Below are 18,887 nucleotides of genomic sequence, written 5' to 3' on the forward strand. Positions count from 1 at the left end.
TCATTCTGTTCGGCGATCCGACCGAGCCTGCCAAAGCCTGATCATTGAGTATGACGTATCTGCCCCCCGAAATATCTTATCCCAGAGCGACCAAATATCCGGGGGCCGAATCCGAAGCTGTGTCCGCAACAGGATGGATAACAATGCCAAAAGAAATAACACATTGGATGCTGGCGGAAAAAGTCTGTCAGAATATTGACGCTGATTCCCCTTTGAAGAACATCATAAATCATCACAAAAATCTTTATCTCGCGGGCGCGGTGATTGTGGACAGCCCCCTTTATCTCTTATTTGGCAGAGCAGCAAAGATGATGAATCTGCTGGGGCAAAAGATACACGACAACCCGGAAGACAGTTACAAACCAGTTGCCAATCTGATTCATTATTATGGGCAGAATGTTCCTGATGATGTTCTGTCGCTGCTTCTCGGGGTGATCTCACATATTCATGCTGACAGTTTGTTCCATCCTTTGGTGTATTATGTCAGCGGTAACAACCTGACAGATCAGAAGACAGGCAGAGACCAGTCCATGGCCCTTCACCGCATATTGGAAACATACATAGACCTTTATTATGCAGACGGATTTCAGTTACAAAACAGAGGACTTGTTTCCCAGGCCCTGAATAACGCGGAAATGGAAAAACATCGTCTGCTGAATGTGCTGGCAATGCTTTATTCCGGCCTTGACGGTTTTCAAAACCTGAAAGATATCCGAATCCCGATTAAGAATGCCCTCCGCTCACATGCGCTGATCCAGAAACTGTTTGACAACAATCCGCTGAAGATTATCCTGAGGCTGTTGGACGCCATACCCGGAGCGGACATGGAATTTTGCACCTCACTGCTTTATCCGTTTCACGCGCCCGAACCTGCTTCAATATTTCGTTATCCCTTTTCATACAGGCATCCTGTCACCGGAGAGAAATTTCAGCATTCCGTAAAAGATTTGGAAGAAAAAATGATCCGGGAAACGCTGCATGTCTTTGGTCTTATTGAAAAGCATTTAAAAAATTATTCACCTGCCAGGGCATTTTCTCAATTAAGAGGCCCCAATCTTTGTACCGGCATACCAGGGACCCGGGCCTCAGATATGCGCTATTTCTGCAATAAGGAACGTATGACAGAACTGATTTTTCATATGGACTGTCCCCCGGAGACTTATGAAAACAGTCTGGCAATTCATTGCCGGATTCATGGAGATAAAAAAATTTTATGAACGTTCAGGAAGCGATTATCGCATTTTCTCAAAGCGAAAAGATCAAATCAAGTCTCATCTGGATTTCCCAGTCCCTTGATATGCTTCAGTCCTTTCCCGCGGAAGACAGGCGGGGCGGGGAAAAAATGATAAAAACCATAACAGAGATGGTTGCATATGAGATTCATATTGCTAAAAGGGTGACAAAGGAAGATTCATGGACAGATGTTGAAAAGCACGTTGACATGGCATTGGTGATGATTCGTTCCGGAGTGCCCCATGAGGGCGCGTTTCATTTGTCCCGCGCCATGACCCATGTTACAAGTATTGGTCATCATGCCATGTCTTTTTTAAAAGCCCAAAAAATGCTTTAATGCCGAAGATCAGAATAAAATGGGTGGCTGTTTTACTTTGTTTACTGATGCTTTCTGCCGATATTTGCGTCAGAATCCCGGCACACAAGGAAAGACCAATGACAGATATTCAGAGAACCATTGAAAATCTGGAAGCTCATCTCAGGACACTTACGGTAACCATTGCGGATGGCTGATGCCTGCGGTGAGACTCAGTATTATCATAAGGCATCGGATACCATGGAAAAATTAGACTTTTGTTTTATGGCGGAACTGGTGGAGAGCTTGGTCATTTTTTTTCGCTCTCATCATTAGAAAAAAAATTCTCATTCCCAAGCTCCGCCCGAACGCATACACATATGGCTGCCCCTCGTATCAGCCATAGCCAAAGATTCGCAACGCACCCGTTCGGCAACCAAATGTTATGAATGCAATTCATATATTTTTAACCTGTTGAAACAGCAATTTTATTTCAACATTCTTAGCAGGGACCATAATGACAGACAAACAATCTTTTTCAGAAAAAACAGCGTTAGTTGCAAACTGGCAGAACTTGCAGCGAATATTTATCCGCCCCGAAACAGAGGAGTCCAGGGCTGTTCTGGTAAAATACATGGAACAGATTCTCTTTGGCCTGCACGATTTTCTAAGGAAACATGTGGGCATCACAAAGGAGGCGAGCCTCAAAAAACTTTCAGAGCAGTTCACAGACAGCAGGATCAACGTAAATCCTGTAAAAAAACTGGCTGATGTCATCAGAGGAATCATTGAAGATATCGCGCCCCACGCGGTGAACGTGGCCTCACCTTATTTTATCGGACATATGACTTCCGCGATTCCTTTTTTCATGGTTCATCTTCAGACCATTGTCGCGGCCCTGAATCAGAATCCCGTGAAACTGGAAACATCCAAAATTGTGTCAGCCCTTGAACGGCAGGTATTGGCTAAAATACACAGAAGAATATACAATCAGAATGAGGCGTTTTATAATGAACACATCCAGCAGCCCGACAGCACTTTTGGCAGTTTCGTGGAAGACGGAACCCTGGCAAACCTTACTGCCCTCTGGGTTGCCAGAAATTTTTTTTTCAAACCCAGACCCGGATTTGCCGGTGTTGAAAAAGAAGGGATGATGGCCGCGTGTCAGGCTTACGGAATTGAAAGATGTGTGGTGCTGGTTTCCCAACTGGCTCACTATTCCCTGCGAAAAGCCGGAGGCGTCTTAGGCATTGGCAATACCAATATCCTCCCCATTGAAGTTGATGCCAACAACACGATCAATCTGGACAAACTGAAATCCGCGGTTCAGGCCATCCAAAAAAATGACCCAAAAACAAAAATCCTGGCCCTGGTGGGAATTGCCGGTGCCACGGAAACAGGAACCGTGGACCCCTTACCCAAAATCGCCGAACTATGCGCGGAACACAAAATCCATTTTCATGTGGATGCGGCCTGGGGCGGTCCCACACTGCTCTCGGAAAAATACCGTTCGCTCCTGTCCGGTATTGAAAAAGCGGATTCTGTTACCATTGACGGACACAAACAGTTTTATATGCCCATGAGCTGCGGCATGGTCTATTTCAAAGACCCCCACATCATGGATGTGGTTGCCTATCACGCGGCTTATATCAACCGTCCTGGTTCGGTGGACCTGGGGATTCGGTCCCTGGTCGGTTCCAGGGCAGCCACCTCCCTGATACTGAAAAGCGCATTGGAGATCATGGGCACCGAAGGTTATGCTCTGCTGATTGATCATGGCATTGAAACAGCCCGCGCGTTTGCAGAGGAGATACAAAAAAGACCTCTTTTTGAACTGGTGACTCGCCCCCAGCTAAATATTCTCACTTACAGAATCTTTCCCGAACCCATCAGAAAAGAATGGGACGCGGCCGATACTCAGAAACGGAAAGCATTAACAGAGAGGCTTAATAATATCAACATCATCGTGCAGCGCCTGCAGCGGGAAGCAGGGAAAAGCTTTGTTTCCAGAACAACACTGAGAAGAGCGGGGCGTGAAGATACCGTTGTCTTACGTTCCGTGATTATGAATCCCATGACCACAATGGAGATTATTCGTGAGATTTTGGATGAACAGGAACATATTTACCATAGTCAGTTTGCAATTCAGGCTTGACAATTTAAAAATAGCTCCCATTTTTTATCAGAAAGTATGAAGAGGTGATATGAGACCTCCGAGGACTTCGGCGAGCTCAGTCGAACCGTAGCGAGCTCAGTCGAATCGTGGCGAGATATGTCGAACCGTAGCGAGCTCAGTCGAATCGTGGCGAGATCTGTCGAACCCTCTTTAAAACCTCGGAGGTCTTTCACAGGCGCTGACACCTGACTCATTACAAACTATTATTCAATAAAACAGGGAGCTATTTTTATGACTGCCAAAAAAGAAACCCACGAATTTAAAACCGAAGTCCAGCAACTATTAAACCTTATTATTAATTCTCTTTATTCCAATAAAGATATTTTTCTGAGGGAGCTGATTTCCAATGCTTCCGACGCGATTGACAAACTTCGTTTCAAATCCCAGACAGACCCTGAAATTCTTGGTGATGACACTGAATTCAAAATCCGAATTGTTGCAGATAGCGAAAAACAGACCCTGGAAATATCCGACAACGGCATTGGCATGACCTATGACGAGGTCATGGAAAATATCGGCACCATTGCCAAAAGCGGCACAGCTGCGTTTCTGGAAGCTTTGGAACAGTCCCAAAAACAGGAAACCCTGACACCTGAACTGATTGGTCAGTTCGGTGTGGGATTTTACAGCGCGTTTATCGCTGCTGACAAAGTGACGCTCATCACCCGGGCCGCGGGTCCGGAAGCAACAGCCACCCAATGGGAATCCGCAGGCGACGGGTCCTTTACCATTGAAGAAACAACCAAAGATTCCCGGGGAACCACTGTTATCCTGAATTTGAAAAAAACAGAACCGGACGAGAAAAATTTTACAGATGAATGGGTCATCCGCAATATTATAAAGACATATTCGGATTTTGTAGAGTATCCTGTCCTGATGGATGTTGAAAAGGATGAGCCGATTCCTGAAAAAGAACAGGTTCTGGACAAAGACAACAATCCGGTCGCGACCACCCGAAAAGTCATCACAGAAGACACCCTGAACTCCATGAAAGCCATATGGGCAAAGGACAAGAAAGAGGTTACGGATGATGAATATAAGGAATTTTACAAACATATCAGCCATGACTGGAATGATCCGCTGACCCATATTCACCTGAAGCTCGAGGGAACCACCGAATATACTATGCTGCTGTATATTCCCTCCAAAGCCCCGTTTGATATGTTTCAGCAGGACCGTAAGCATGGGATTCACTTGTACTGCAAACGGGTTTTCATCATGGATGACTGCAAGGAACTCCTGCCGGAATATTTACGGTTTGTAAAAGGCGTTGTGGACGCACCGGACCTGAACCTGAATGTCAGCCGCGAAATCCTGCAACAGGACCGGCTGGTAAAAAATATACGCAAAAATCTTGTGAAAAAAGTTCTGGAGCTTTTTGCCGGTATGGAAAAAGAGACTTATGAGAATTTTTACAATGAATTCGGACAGGTCATCAAAGAAGGCGCTCACACAGACTGGGAAAACAAGGATAAAATTGCCGATCTGCTCCGTTACAAAACCACCAAATCCGATGACAAATTGGTGTCACTCCAGGATTATATCACAAACATGAAGGCGGATCAGAAGGAGATTTACTATATTACCGGGGATAATCTTTCCACGCTGATTAACAGCCCGCACCTTGAACAGCTCAAGGAAAAAGACTATGAAGTCCTGCTCATGACAGATCCGGTGGATGAATGGGTCACCATGGCCCTGACAGAGTACAAGGAAAAGAAGTTCAAAAGCGCGGAAAAAGGGGACCTTGAGCTGGACAAGGTGGATGATGACAAGAAAGATGAATATACCACCTTGTTTGATTATATCAAATCCAACCTTGAAGACAAAATCAAAGAGGTCAAACCGTCTTCCAGGCTGAAAGATTCCGTGGCCTGCCTGTCCGGAGACGACTACGACATGAGCGCGTATATGGAAAAAATTCTCAAAGCCTCGGGTCAGCAGGCACCTGAAGTCAAACGGGTACTGGAACTGAACGTGAATCATCCGGTCCTTTCAAAAATAAAGGCCCTGTTTGAAAAGGACAAAGACAGCCAGGTATTGAAAGACTACAGCAACCTGCTCTTGGATATGGCGATTATCAGTGAAGGGGGCAAGCTGGAAAATCCGTCACAGTTCAGTAAAATGATCGGAGACCTGATGTCTCACGCATTATAAACCGGGCAGTCCAGTTTTCAGTTTTCAGCCATGCGGTTTTGTCATGTCATGACGAAACGCAGGGCTGTCAAAAACTGAAAACTGATCACATCTCTTCATACACACCCTTCCCCTTATTTTATACTCGATGATCAGGTTTTTTTTGTCATTCCTGCGAAAGCAGGAATGAGAGGCTTTTTGTCCGAGCCAGGTCAAAAATTTGATCATGGAGTTAGGGAACTCGAAATAAACAACATACCCGATAAAAAAATGTAGGGTGGGTGGAACCCCATATGCATCAGGCTAAGATCGTAACTCATTGTTTTTATTAACATGTGATCTGCCGGACGGGGTTTGCAACCCCGTCCGAAATATTTTCCGACCCCCGAAAACAAACGTTTCGGACGGGGTTGCAAACCCCGTCCGGCAGTCTTAGCCTGATGCATATGGGGTGGAACCCACCTTGTGCGGTGGGTTCCACCCACCCTACACTCTGAATTCCGGGTATTTTATTTTTGGGGAACTCCCTTATCTGATATGAATAAGCACAGATGACTGAGATCACCCGTGCTTGTCTGTGTTATTCCCCCATTTCAACCTCAGCGGTTCTCAAAATATCGTTTGTGCTTGCCTTATTATTTGTGTTAAATTATATACAGATAATCAGGTTACTCATCGGAGGTTCAGGAATCAGAATGAATAGTCCTCAGCAGCTCGAAAGGCTTTTCTCGTTTTCCTCGTTCTCGCGCTTTGTGTCCGGGAGGGCAGGGGATAAGGACACAAAGCGTCTGTGCTGCATTCCCACGCGAAGCATCACTGCCATTAAGTTAAGGATAAGGAGCATCCGAAGTGACAAAAACAGTTTCCGGCGAGGGTGCGAAAAATAATTTTCGCACTCCGGAAGCTTAACTTAATGGCAGTGACGCGAAGCGTGGGAACGAGGTCGAAGAGGTTGCTGTTTTTAATGCTTTCTGTTTTTATTGCTATTTGTTTTGTAAGGGAAAAAACATGAATTCTTCACAATATTTTGTTCCAGAAGTTAGTCACCACCGATCTGATATCTGTTCTGATATAACTAACTTGTCACAAGATAGCAGACTGAACAAGCTTCTTCAAACGGTTGTCAGGGAAGTGAGCCTTTATGCGGAAGACCAGATAAAACACATCAGACAGGGCGCGGAGATCGGAAAAGCCCTTTCGGCTGAAAGTGACATCAATAAAATTCTGGAAATGATCGTTAATGAGGCCAGAGCCATGACCCGGGCCGATGCAGGCACATTATATATTCTTGATAAAGATAAAAAAGAACTCCGTGCCAAAATATTACAAAATAATTCAATGAAAATACAGATGGGAGGGGTGAAAAATATTGATATCAGCCTGCCGGATGTCCCGCTGCCAAATGTTCCGCTTTATTATAAAAACGGAGAAGAAAATCGTTCCAATGTGTCATCATATGCGGCCCTGACTGGCGAGACAATAAATATTCCGGATGTATATAAAGCCAAAGGCTTTGACTTTACCGGCCCGAGAAATTATGATGTGTCAACAGGGTACCGCTCAAAGTCCATGCTGGTTATCCCTCTGAAAAACCATGAAAATCATATCATCGGCGTACTGCAGCTTCTGAACGCTCAGGATATCGAAACCGGCGAAGTGGTTGCATTTTCTTCGGAGTATGTGGACATGATTGCCTCCCTGGCGTCGCAGGCGGCTGTGGTTCTGACAAATACCTGGCTGATTCAAAACCTGAAAGATCGGATTAAGCGTATCCGAAAAGGGGCCGAGATCGGAAAGGCCCTTTCTGTTGAAAGAGATATCAGCAAACTTCTGGAGATGATCGTTGACGAGGCCAGAGCCATGTCCAAGGCCGACGCTGGCACATTATATATTCTTGATAAGGACCAGAAATATCTCCAGGTTGAGATCTTTCAAAATGACACCATGAAAACCCGCATGGACGGAGCCAAGAAAATTGCGTCCTTACCCAACGCGCCGTTTCCCCTGCCTCATGTGCCGCTTTATAATGAAAAAGGAAAAGGCAATTATTCCCAGGTGTCATCCTATGTGGCCCTGACAGGCGAAATTGTAAACATTCCGGATGTATATGATATTCCGGGGATGTATAAAAATAAAGGATTTGATTTCACAGGACCCAAAAATTACGATAAAAAAAGCGGGTATCTTTCCAAATCCATGCTGGTTATTCCTTTAAAAAATCACGAAAATAAGATTATTGGCGTACTCCAGCTCCTGAATGCTCAGAATAAAAGCGGTGAAGTCATTGCATTTTCCCCGGACCTTGAGAACCTGGTTGCCTCCCTGGCGTCACAGGCGGCCGTGGCCCTGACAAATAATCAGCTGATCCGGGATTTAAAAGATGCGCTCCAGAAGATAAAAAATCTGTTTGACGCGTTTATCAAAAGCATTGCCACGGCTATCGAAAAAAAATCTTTATACACTGGCGGACATATTGAGCGGGTTGTCAAGCTGACAATGATGATTGCAAAAAAAATCAATGAAACCTCCGAAGGCCCGTTAAAAGATGCCTGTTTCGATGAAAATGAAATGGAGGAACTGCGGCTGGCCGCATGGATGCACGATATTGGCAAAATAACCACACCTCAGTATATTATGGATAAGGCAACAAAACTCGAAGCCATAGTTGACCGTATTCATCTGATTGAAACAAGATTTCATCTGATTGCCAAGTCTGTTGAAAACAGATACCTGCAACGGAAAATTGAGATATTGCAAAGCGGAAAAAATTTCTCAGAAACCGAACACGCGGACAAAAAATTTTCAAACGAAATAAAAACCCTTTATGAAGAATTGGAATTTATCAGATTATGCAACAGAGACTTCATGGATGAGGATAAGATAAAACACCTGCGGAAAATTGCCGGCAAAACATATTTTATGAATGGTGAAACCCTTCCCTACCTGACCCGGGACGAGGTCAGAAATTTGTGTGTCCGAAAAGGAACCCTTACGGATGAGGAACGTGAGATTATTGAAAACCATGCCACAATGACATGGAATATTTTATTTCAACTCCCTTTTCCCAGGGCGTTGGCAAGTGTTCCGGATTACGCATGGGCACACCATGAAAAACTGGACGGATCAGGCTATCCCCAGGGACTTTCAGGAAAAGATATTCCCTTGCAGTCCCGTATTATGGTCATCGCGGACATATTCGAAGCCCTTACCGCGGGGGACCGTCCGTATAAGAAACCTGCCACACTCTCCGAGGCAGTCGGAATACTGGAGAACATGAAAAAGGAGAATAAGATTGACCCGGATGTTTATGACCTTTTTATCAAGGAAGGCCTGTATCGGGAGTATGCAAAAAAACAGATGAATCCGGAACAGCTTGATCACTAGCGTTAGGCGATTTCCGGAAAATAACATGCCGGCTTTTTCAGTTCGTAGTTCCGCCTTTAGGCGGTGTGACACAGCAGTTCGTAGTTCCGCCTTTAGGCGGTGTGACACAGCAGTTCGTAGTTCCGCCTTTAGGCGGTGTCACACCGCCTAAAGGCGGAACTACGAACTGGTTCATTCTTGGAAATGGCATTAAGTCTCTGTGTTCAAGGATTACAACACCACATGCTTTTCAAACCACTCTGGAGAACCCCATGTTTAAAATACGAATTCAGGTTGTTTTTATCATAGGTATTTTCATGGCAGGCTTTTTCTTCTCCCTGCCCCTTTTTGCAGCAGATTCAGAACAAACAGATATCCCCCCTGAACTGGCGAACTGGAAATCGTGGGTGCTTCATGACACAGAAGAACAACAGTGTCCCACAAATTATAATAACGGTCAGATCAGCCGATGCACCTGGCCCTCCCGGTTAAATTTATTTATCGAATCAAACAGGGGGCGATTTGAACAGGAATGGCTCATTTTTGCAAAAGCATGGGTTCCGCTTCCGGGCAGCCCGAAAATCTGGCCCGGACATGTCCGGCTGGATTATAAAAACGTGCCAGTTATGAATCGGCACTCTGTTCCATGTATTGGTATGGTTCCCGGAGAACACCGGGCAGAGGGCATTTTTGAATGGAGCGAAATGCCTGAGATGATACGGATTCCTCCTGATATCGGTCTGGTAAATCTTTTTATAAACAATCAGCCCGTGGCTTCTCCCGTACTTGATAAAAACGGTCAGTTATGGCTCCAGAAACAAGCTGTGTCCCAGGATGAGGAGGATCGTCTGGATGTGAAAATTTATCGCCTGTTAAATGACACCATCCCCATGGAAGTCACCACTCACCTTCAACTCAACATTTCGGGCCGGGCCAGGGAGGTCAGACTGGAGGAAGTCCTTTTGCAAAACGCCATTCCCATGCGTCTTAAAAGCCGGCTGCCTGCGAGAATCACTCCCGAACACGGGCTGATGATTCAGGCACGTCCCGGACGATGGGAGATTCGAATTCTTACCCGGTTTGAATCGCCAGTTTATGAAATCGGACCTGTCAAGGGGATGTTCGGACAGGAAATCTGGTCTTTCAAATCTCAGCATCACCTTCGCATGACAGAGATTAAAGGGGTCTCGTCCGTAGAACCTGCCCAGACGGACACGCCTTCGGAATGGAGAAAATTTCCCGCCTATATCATTCAGCCCGGTGCGAAGATGATATTGAAAGAAATTCGCCGGGGAGACCCTGAGCCAGCGCCGGATCGTTTAAATCTCCATAGAATATGGTGGCTGGATTTTGACGGCAACGGATTTACCATCCAGGATAAGATCACAGGAACCCTGAAACGTCAATGGTATCTTTCCATGAATCCGCCCGGGATTCTGGGGCGGGTTTCCGCGGACGGCACGGATCAGCTCATCACGGTTCAGGCAGATAAAAAACCAGGGGTGGAGCTGCGTCGCGGAGAACTCTCTCTGGTAGCGGATTCCAGGTTTGACGCGTCTGCCCGTACAGTTCCCGCGGTAGGATGGGATCATGATTTCCAAAAAGTGTCCGGAGTGATGAACCTGCCTCCGGGATGGCGTGTTCTCACCGCACAAGGCGTGGATGTCCTGCCGGGAACATGGTTTCAACGCTGGACTTTGCTGGATTTCTTTATTGTCCTTATCATCGGAATTTCAGTCTTAAAACTCAGGAGCCGGGGCTATGGCATTTTAGCTCTGGTCACAATGGTTCTCATTTATCATGAGCCGGGTGCGCCTCGTTTTGTGTGGCTGCATCTGTTGGCGGCCATGGCGCTTTTACGGGTTCTGCCCGAAGGATGGATAAAAAAGCTTGTCATGCTGTGGGGGATTGGTTCCGTGATTGTCCTGCTGGTTGCGGCGATTCCTTTTATGGTTCAGCAGATGCGATGGGGGATTTATCCTCAGTTGGAACTTGCCCGGGAAATTACGAGGGACAGCCTTTCTTACAGCACGAAAAATGAACAATACATGTCATCGGAATCTGTTCCTCAGGTAAAATCTTATTCAGATTCATCTTCTCAGTGGGCAAAGCAGGAAAAAAGTCTTTATCATCGTAAGCAGGCGGTTTTTAAACAGGACCCCAACGCCCTGATTCAGACCGGTCCGGGGCTGCCCGCGTGGAAATGGCGGTCTGTCAGCATGAGATGGAACGGGCCTGTGGATAAGGATCAGCATATCCGGCTATGGCTGCTGTCGCCTTTTACAAACCTTGTGCTTTCCTTTTTGCGGGTGATGCTCCTTGGTTTTTTCATTTTCAGTCTGACAGATCTGCGCCACTGGTGGCAGGAGATGAACAAAAAACTGAATCCCGCAGTCCTCACACTTGCATTTCTGATGCTGTGGGGAACATTTTCAAATGCGGAATCCGGTGCGCGGGATGCGAATACGTCGGACTCAGGAAAAGATTCAAATCTCGAATTTCAAATTTCAAATTTCTCCCCTTATCCGCCAAAGGAACTTTTACAGGAACTTCGGGACCGGCTTTTGGAAAAACCGGACTGTCTGCCCAGTTGCGCGGACTGCAACCGTATGGAACTGAAGGTGTCTCCTGACAGCCTGCAAATTCTTCTCCAAATTCACGCGGCCTGTGAAACAGCCGTTCCTTTGCCCGGGTCATCAGAATCCTGGATTCCCGATGAGGTGTTTCTGAATTTGAACCAGCAATCTGCGAAAGCACTTGCAAGGGATGCCGAGGGGCTGTTATGGACACGGGTTCCCCAGGGCATCCACACCATCACCCTGATGGGCAAAACAGGCCGTGGAAATTCTGTCCAGATTCCTTTGCCATTAAAGCCGCATCGGGCTGTGTTTACAAGCGAGGGATGGGATGTGCAGGGAATCCGTGAGAACGGCACGGTTGAAACGGGTATTCAGCTGACCCGGGTGAAAAAAAATGCCCGAGATAATTTCACGGGTCAGAACAATACGCTTCCGCCATTTCTTCATGTGGAGCGGGTGCTGCACCTGGGACTGACCTGGGAAATTTCCACCACCATCAGGCGGCTGACCCCCGCGGGTATTCCGGTGGTCGTATCCATGCCGCTTATTGAAGGGGAATCTGTCACCACTGCTGGAATCCATGTGGAAAAAGGGCAGGCCATGATTAACATGGATGCCAGAGCAAAGGAAATCACATGGACATCCGCACTTGACATGTCTCCTGAAATCCGGCTGCAAGCCCCGCAATCGGTTCCCTGGACCGAAACCTGGGTTTTGGATGCGAGTCCCATATGGCATTGTGAAACATCGGGAATCTCGGTCATTCATCATCAGGACGAGGCCGGACACTGGCGACCCAAATGGCGGCCCTGGCCCGGAGAAAGCGTTCAGATTGAAATTTCACGGCCCAAAGCAATTCCCGGGCAACTGCTTACCATTGACAGCGCCCATTTGCAATGGACTCCGGGCCAGCCCAGAGATAAAATTGTCAATAAGGCGGGACTGACCTTAAAAGTACGGACAAGCCGGGGCGGGCAGCATGAAATAACGCTGCCGGAGGACGCTCAGTTGCAGTTGGTGAAAATCAATGATAAGAGCCAGCCCATCCGGCAGGAGGGGCAAAAAGTGGTCATTCCGCTTCGCCCCGGAAGCCAGAAAATTTATGTGGAATGGTATCAGATGACCTCATCATCTCTTTTGACAGAGGGACCTGAGATCAGGATCGGAGAACAGGCTGTGAACGCGAATGTCACTTTTCATATGCCGAGAAACAGATGGATTCTCTGGACAGCCGGTCCGAGACTGGGGCCAGCGGTATTATTCTGGAGTTATCTTTTTGTTGTGCTTCTGGCGGCCTTATGCCTCGGAAAAACAACCCTGACACCTTTGAAAATTCGCCACTGGCTTTTGCTGAGTCTGGGACTCACACAAGTTTCTCCTGAATCCGCCCTTCTTATTGTGGGCTGGCTCCTGGCCCTGGGGTTGCGTAAAAAATATATGCCTCCGGATCACTGGTTCTTTTTCAACGGAATTCAGTTGGGGCTTACGGGCTGGACACTGGCGGCGTTTATTGCGCTTTATGAGGCCATCAGAAAGGGATTGCTGGGAATTCCCAGGATGCAGATTTCAGGCAATGGTTCCGGGAATTTTTATCTGCACTGGACCCAGGACAGAATTGAGGCGATGATGCCTCAGCCCCAGGTTTTTTCTTTGCCGCAATGGGTCTTTCATCTTTTAATGCTTCTCTGGTCCCTGTGGCTGGCGATATCGCTTCTGAAATGGCTCGGGTGGGGCTGGAACTGTTTCATCCAGGGAAAAATCTGGAGAAAAGTATCGTTTCGCAGGCAAGAACAGCCGCCTCCGCTGAAGGGTAAGAAGTGTTAGGGTGTTAGGGTGTTAGGTGTTAGGTGTTAGGTGTTAGGTGTTAGGTGTTAGGTGTTAGGTGCTAGGTGTTAGGTGTTAGGTGTTAGGTGTCTCGAAATCCTGTTAAACTTTTATGTTTCGTTGTAACCGAGGGGTCATAACCGTTTAAAAAAATGTTGTCCGGAGTGCCAAACTTGCAGTTTGGCAGGCAATATCCGGAGTGCCAAACTTGCAGTTTGGCAGAAGCTGAACTGCAAGTTCAGTACTCCTTTCAGTTCCCCTTCCGGAGTGCCAAACTTGCAGTTTGGCAATTATCAGAATTATGGGAAATGCCACCGTGTCAGCAGGAACAGTTCTGCTGTGACCAAGGCAAAAATGGCTTGCTGTATCGAAATGCGGATTGTGAAACCTTTCATGGCGACGCTATCCGGAAGCGACAGCCCGGGGCTTTACTTCCTGTTCCAGACGGTTTCTGGTGATTCCCAGGCATTCCCACATGGAAAACCGGGCAGTCTGCTTTGATGGTGAGGTTCGCTGTTTATTTCCTGACAGCTTTCACTCTGTCTTCGGGGATATCCAGCATATCGGCAATACGTTCATCCGCATACCCTGCTTCTCTCAGACCCATAACGGAACGTTTTTCCCTTTCTTTTAACTCAGCTTCCGCCTTTTTTCTCAGCCGTGTCTCGGCCGCCAGTTTTTCCTTAATTTCCACGCGTTCCCGCTCCATGGTCCGCTGGTCTCTGAGCCATGCCTCATGCAGCCGGTACTGCTCTCTCAGTCTTTCGTCCTCTGTAAATTCCTGCAACATTTCATGTACCTTCCTTATCCCTTTGTTATTTCTGAATTTTTCTTCCAGAGGCTCCGACGGTTCATGGGTCTCAGACAGAAATTTGCACCACTGCTCCAGTGAGTTCCACGACACGCCGCCCTCCCTCAGGGCTTTCTGAAATTTACCGAGTTCCATATAATAGAGATTCCAATGCCTGCTTAAAAGTTTATGACTTTTCACATTTGTCATTCGGTAGCAGTTGTACCAGGGGGATCATATCCCGTAACCGCATTCAGCAGGGAAATCAGCGGCTTTGTCTGTTCCTGCCTTCCGAAAGCCCATTTGAACGCCACGTCATTATAAAGACAAATTTTCATTGACCCACCGTTTTCCGAAGGCTGTCCGTTTTTTCAGTCCGTCAACCTGTTTCTGCAAATTTGCGCTCATGGCAGCCCCTCCTTGTTTTTTATTTTCTGTTATCAAAATATATGGAAAATGGTGGTGTGTCAACAGAAACATCCCTTTGGTCTGCAAGGGGAAGCCAGATCGGAGTAAGGTGGAGGGGGGATGCTTCAACGGAGCCGAGGTATAATAAGTACCTGTGCAAAAGTTTTTTATATATCTTTTTTCTGCGAACGGCGGAGAAACCCGGCTTTTTCCTTCACGGGCGGCGGGTCATTCCAGGAAAAAAGCCGGGTTTCTTCCCGGGCAAATATAAAAAACTTTTGCTCAGGTACTTACCTCGGTGTTTCTTTTTCTGAGGTTGTAGAGGCATTAATAAAAAATCAGCTTCAACGAAGCCGAGGTATAATACCTCGGTGTTTCTCATACCAAGTTAGAAGCTTACATTGAGGCTTATGCTTCAACGGAGCCGAGGTATAATACCTCGGTGTTTCCCGGAGTTACTGACATCTCAAGCCAGTGCAATGTGCTTCAACGGAGCCGAGGTATAATACCTCGGTGTTTCACTTTTCGGGAAAGAGGGTATCGGCAATCTCGGAGCTTCAACGGAGCCGAGGTATAATACCATAGGTGTAAAGTTAAGCACACTTAATTAAGCTGCTAACGGAATGATTTCAAAAAACAAATTAATATTTATCAGGTTGAAAAAACGGAAAGACAGAGAAAAACTTCTGGCCGGACATCCGGGTTCTGACAGGTTTATCTTTACATATTTATAATGTTCGGGAAAGGATCCGTCAGTCAGTATGTCCGATGAGTTCTTTCTGCTTTTCTGCCTCTCTTTCCGGCATGAGCGGACTGTTTTTATTATCATTTTTCTGACCTCTTTTGCAGCTTTGTCAGCAGAATCCGAAAGCAGCACTTTCAGTCCGGCTATGTTTCTTCTGAAGTATTTCACTGTCTTGTCAATACTTATTTCCTCACCGAGCAGCCGCCAGGCTTCCGACCTGGCATTTGAATAACAATAAGATATGAACATCACCACTGTCGCTTTTCCCAGTATCTCGCATCTGAGTCTGTGTTCATTATTTTTCTGATTATAACGGATTCAGGGGAGGCTCCGATTTCGGGAGGCTGTGCGCGACCTTCCGTTTTCGCAGAAAGCCGGACGGACATTCCCGGAAAACGTCGGTTTCCGGGAAAACAAATATCCTGAATTTCCGGTTCCCGGAACCCCGTGACGGACAGATTTTCCATTCTGACATATAGTCATTTCAGGATGTTGTGCCCTCCCCTAAATCCGTTATAATCAGTTATTTTTCACCTCTGTCTTATGAATGTTCAGTACCGATTTGAACTGTTTGAAAAATAATTCGACAGACCATCGGATCGGATAAAATGCGAGAATGGTTCTCACATCCGCCATTTTTTCAACCGGTATGTTCGTTAATCCTCGTCCGAATCGGATACGTCGGCTACAGCTCCGCTGTCCGATACCAGCCTTGCAAACGAAGACGTAGGATCGTCAGATACTGTCCTTTTACCGACCATCACCGGAATTTTCCGTGGAAAAGATAACTATGTGTTCGAGATTGACGGACAAAGCCGGAAGGCCGGTCAGTGGCGGAAAGATATGAAAGACAGCCTCACTCCCGGATGGGGAACGGCCGGACAGCCGGTGTGTCGCACCGAAGCCGTCAGCGAGACTTTCGGCAAGGTCATTCTCGTCTTCTATATTCCGAAAGGCAAACGGGCGGTCAGCTACCTTATTATAACAGGACGACCTCTGCGTAGCAGTGAGGCACTGCATGCCTTCGCCTTCCATCATCGCATCGAAGAATTCCGGAAGCTCATCAAAAACACTTTCGAACTGGGAGCAATGCATCTCCGGGATCGGAAGGGGGCTCATGCCTGCGTCGGCATCAAAGTAATCGCATACCTCGTTGTCAACATGATTAAACAAAATCTGAGGAAGCTCCGACGCTTCCGAGACGTGACTATCAACAAGTTAGTCAGACTCTGCCCGAAATTCGTTGACGTCAGAGAAATTTTCAAAGAGCATTTTCAGAGTATTATTCCCGATAATCACATGTTGGACAAGGCTTTGGCGTGATTATGGAAAGGTCAATAATATAACAAATTGCTGATTATAATGGATTTAGGGGAGGGCGCAACATCCTGAAATTATTAAATGATAAAGCGTAAAATTTCTCCGTGCCGGGGTTCTGAGAACCGGAAATCCGGGACATCCGTCCCCTCCGAAAACCCGGTTTTCCGGGTATGTGCGCCCGGCTGTCTGTAAAAACAGAAGGTTGCGGACAGCATCCCGAAATCGGAGCCTCCCCTAAATCCGTTATAATCAGACAAATTGTTATATTACTAACTAAAGTCTCATCCAATTTTTATTCTACCTTTTTGTTATCAGGGAGTTACAGAACGTATTTCAGGGCTTTTTTATGCAAGTTATTGAAAATAAATCATTATATGTCGTGAAGTTCCCGTGCTATGAGTCTGACCGCCCGTCGGAAACTTGTTTTCCGGGAACACTGACGGCGGAAAAGAGCGACGATGAGACCCGCCATGGCGACACAGGAGAGATGGGAGCGCACCGACGCCGCCTTCCGAAACTTGGATTTTCCAAGCATAAGATATTGCTTGTAATATTTGAAACACATTTCGATTTCCCACCGTTCCTTATACGCCTTGTGAATTCTCACCGCATTGTAAAATTTTTTGTTGCATATGACTAAAGTATAACGGCTTTTTAATTCTCATATTTTATTATCAGCATGTTACAGAACATATTTCGGGCTAAAATTATGCAAATTGCTGAATATAAAATATTTTCTGACTCATTATTTTTTTTGAAATATTTTCTTGCTTTTTTACTCCTGTTCCGTAATATATAAGGTAAAAAATTTCAGAAAAGGAGACTTGCCATGAGCAAAAAAACACAGAAAAAAAATGTCATTCCCTGTTCGGACGCCTGACGGACAGATATCTGAGAACCCTGCTGATCCGGGCAGGTTTTCCTTATCATAAGGCTCCTCATCTGTGGCAGTGGCTGTGGGTCATAATATTCCTCCCTTTCACGGAGGAGGACACTCTTAACGATCTCATTGGGAAATATGGCCGGGATCTGCGAAAATTTTACAGAATTCTCGCCCGTTATCCGCATGCTTTTGAAAAACTGCTTCACATGCTGAGCATGCCTGTGTTTTTCGAATTTATCGAAGAATTCGAAAATTCCGACGACACGGGAAAAAGCCGGCTGAGAGTCAGGATTATCGCCGATGACACGAAATCCGAGAAGTTCGGAAAATGTATCGAATTTGTAAAAAAACTGTTCGACAACGGCAAAAAACGCCATATCACGGGCCATAACTATGTCCTGGTTCTCGCTGTTTCCGGCGACATGGTGATTCCTCTCTCCTTTGTCATGTGGTTTCCGAAGGATCATCCCGACCACCGTTCGAAAAACGATATCGTGCGGGATGAGATTAATCTTCTGAAAAAAGAGTGCGACAGACGGGAAGTGAGTCTCGGAGAGGCGGAATTCCTCGCCGACAGCGCCTTCTGTGTTCAGAAAGTTATGACAGCCGCGGAGGTCGCCGGACTTCGCATCGTGACCAGACCCGGCAACAGGCACAAATTCGAATTCGGAGGCGAACTGCTGACGCCGAACGAAATTGTCGGAAAAGTGGCGGACCGCCAATGGAATTATTCGGAAGCAGGTCATTGCTATCAGCGAATATCCGCACGGCATCATGTTTACGGAGAGGTGATACTCGTGATACGCCGCCGCGTGCTGAGGAACGGAAAAATTGTTCACGACGTTCTCATATGCAACAAAAAATTTTACAATGCGGTGAGAATTCACAAGGCGTATAAGGAACGGTGGGAAATCGAAATGTGTTTCAAATATTACAAGCAATATCTTATGCTTGGAAAATCCAAGTTTCGGAAGGCGGCGTCGGTGCGCTCCCATCTCTCCTGTGTCGCCATGGCGGGTCTCATCGTCGCTCTTTTCCGCCGTCAGTGTTCCCGGAAAACAAGTTTCCGACGGGCGGTCAGACTCATAGCACGGGAACTTCACGACATATAATGATTTATTTTCAATAACTTGCA

The 18,887-nt window shown here is 46.5% G+C and carries 17 protein-coding genes; 11 read left to right on the forward strand and 6 right to left on the reverse strand.

Annotated features, from left to right (window positions below):
* Positions 1–143: 143 nt before the first annotated feature.
* The 7 genes from dnm_RS14985 to dnm_RS15010 all read left to right on the forward strand — a co-directional run bounded on the left by dnm_RS14985 (position 144) and on the right by dnm_RS15010 (position 9,224).
* The gene (locus dnm_RS14985; RefSeq protein WP_207683437.1) at positions 144–1,217 is read left to right on the forward strand and encodes a zinc dependent phospholipase C family protein; all 1,074 of its coding nucleotides are present in this window, start codon (positions 144–146) and stop codon (positions 1,215–1,217) included.
* Entirely contained in the window at positions 1,214–1,570 is a 357-nt protein-coding gene (locus tag dnm_RS14990; protein ID WP_207683438.1) for a hypothetical protein, read from the forward strand. Before dnm_RS14985 ends, dnm_RS14990 begins: the two co-directional genes overlap by 4 nt.
* Positions 1,570–1,746 (forward strand): hypothetical protein, encoded by a 177-nt coding sequence (locus tag dnm_RS14995; protein ID WP_207683439.1) that lies wholly within the window; start codon positions 1,570–1,572, stop codon positions 1,744–1,746. The genes dnm_RS14990 and dnm_RS14995 overlap by 1 nt, the downstream gene beginning before the upstream one ends.
* Complete coding sequence (locus dnm_RS31290) at positions 1,739–1,864, forward strand: hypothetical protein (protein WP_276571890.1); 126 nt, start codon at positions 1,739–1,741, stop codon at positions 1,862–1,864. Before dnm_RS14995 ends, dnm_RS31290 begins: the two co-directional genes overlap by 8 nt.
* A 181-nt stretch (positions 1,865–2,045) precedes the next feature.
* Positions 2,046–3,683 (forward strand): pyridoxal-dependent aspartate 1-decarboxylase PanP, encoded by a 1,638-nt coding sequence (gene panP, locus dnm_RS15000; RefSeq protein ID WP_207683440.1) that lies wholly within the window; start codon positions 2,046–2,048, stop codon positions 3,681–3,683.
* A gap of 252 nt (positions 3,684–3,935) precedes the next feature.
* Complete coding sequence (htpG, locus tag dnm_RS15005) at positions 3,936–5,861, forward strand: molecular chaperone HtpG (protein WP_207683441.1); 1,926 nt, start codon at positions 3,936–3,938, stop codon at positions 5,859–5,861.
* A gap of 1,059 nt (positions 5,862–6,920) precedes the next feature.
* Positions 6,921–9,224, forward strand: coding sequence for an HD domain-containing phosphohydrolase (locus dnm_RS15010; protein ID WP_207683442.1), 2,304 nt, complete (start codon positions 6,921–6,923; stop codon positions 9,222–9,224).
* A gap of 37 nt (positions 9,225–9,261) precedes the next feature.
* On the opposite strand, the gene dnm_RS15015 is transcribed toward dnm_RS15010, so the two are convergent.
* A complete protein-coding gene (locus dnm_RS15015) occupies positions 9,262–9,414 on the reverse strand; it encodes a hypothetical protein (protein ID WP_207683443.1) in 153 nt (50 codons plus the stop codon).
* A 61-nt stretch (positions 9,415–9,475) separates the two neighbouring features.
* On the opposite strand from dnm_RS15015, the gene dnm_RS15020 reads away from it, so the two are divergent.
* Both dnm_RS15020 and dnm_RS15025 read left to right on the forward strand, forming a co-directional pair.
* Positions 9,476–13,606, forward strand: coding sequence for a hypothetical protein (locus dnm_RS15020; protein WP_207683444.1), 4,131 nt, complete (start codon positions 9,476–9,478; stop codon positions 13,604–13,606).
* A gap of 180 nt (positions 13,607–13,786) precedes the next feature.
* Complete coding sequence (locus dnm_RS15025; protein WP_207683445.1) at positions 13,787–14,107, forward strand: hypothetical protein; 321 nt, start codon at positions 13,787–13,789, stop codon at positions 14,105–14,107.
* Between the two features lie 16 nt (positions 14,108–14,123).
* Here the strand turns inward: dnm_RS15025 and dnm_RS15030 are convergent, their stop codons facing one another.
* The 4 genes from dnm_RS15030 to dnm_RS31640 form a co-directional block, all read right to left on the reverse strand.
* Positions 14,124–14,597, reverse strand: coding sequence for a PD-(D/E)XK nuclease family transposase (locus dnm_RS15030; protein ID WP_207683446.1), 474 nt, complete (start codon positions 14,595–14,597; stop codon positions 14,124–14,126).
* A gap of 5 nt (positions 14,598–14,602) precedes the next feature.
* The gene (locus dnm_RS30720; RefSeq protein ID WP_219739706.1) at positions 14,603–14,734 is read right to left on the reverse strand and encodes an Rpn family recombination-promoting nuclease/putative transposase; all 132 of its coding nucleotides are present in this window, start codon (positions 14,732–14,734) and stop codon (positions 14,603–14,605) included.
* Between the two features lie 677 nt (positions 14,735–15,411).
* Positions 15,412–15,804: a hypothetical protein gene (locus dnm_RS15035; protein ID WP_207683447.1), complete on the reverse strand. Its 393-nt coding sequence runs from the start codon at positions 15,802–15,804 to the stop codon at positions 15,412–15,414.
* A gap of 264 nt (positions 15,805–16,068) precedes the next feature.
* Positions 16,069–16,185: a transposase gene (locus tag dnm_RS31640; protein ID WP_207683448.1), complete on the reverse strand. Its 117-nt coding sequence runs from the start codon at positions 16,183–16,185 to the stop codon at positions 16,069–16,071.
* A gap of 156 nt (positions 16,186–16,341) precedes the next feature.
* On the opposite strand from dnm_RS31640, the gene dnm_RS15045 reads away from it, so the two are divergent.
* Entirely contained in the window at positions 16,342–16,872 is a 531-nt protein-coding gene (locus tag dnm_RS15045; protein WP_207683449.1) for a hypothetical protein, read from the forward strand.
* 367 nt (positions 16,873–17,239) lie between these two features.
* On the opposite strand, the gene dnm_RS15050 is transcribed toward dnm_RS15045, so the two are convergent.
* On the reverse strand, positions 17,240–17,434 hold the full coding sequence (locus dnm_RS15050; RefSeq protein ID WP_207683450.1) for a hypothetical protein: 195 nt from the start codon (positions 17,432–17,434) through the stop codon (positions 17,240–17,242).
* Between the two features lie 539 nt (positions 17,435–17,973).
* Here dnm_RS15050 and dnm_RS15055 point away from each other — a divergent pair.
* Positions 17,974–18,864, forward strand: coding sequence for a transposase (locus dnm_RS15055; protein WP_207683451.1), 891 nt, complete (start codon positions 17,974–17,976; stop codon positions 18,862–18,864).
* The last annotated feature ends 23 nt before the right edge of the window (positions 18,865–18,887 follow it).

The organism is Desulfonema magnum (genome assembly GCF_017377395.1).
Lineage (GTDB): Bacteria > Desulfobacterota > Desulfobacteria > Desulfobacterales > 4be13 > Desulfonema_C > Desulfonema_C magnum.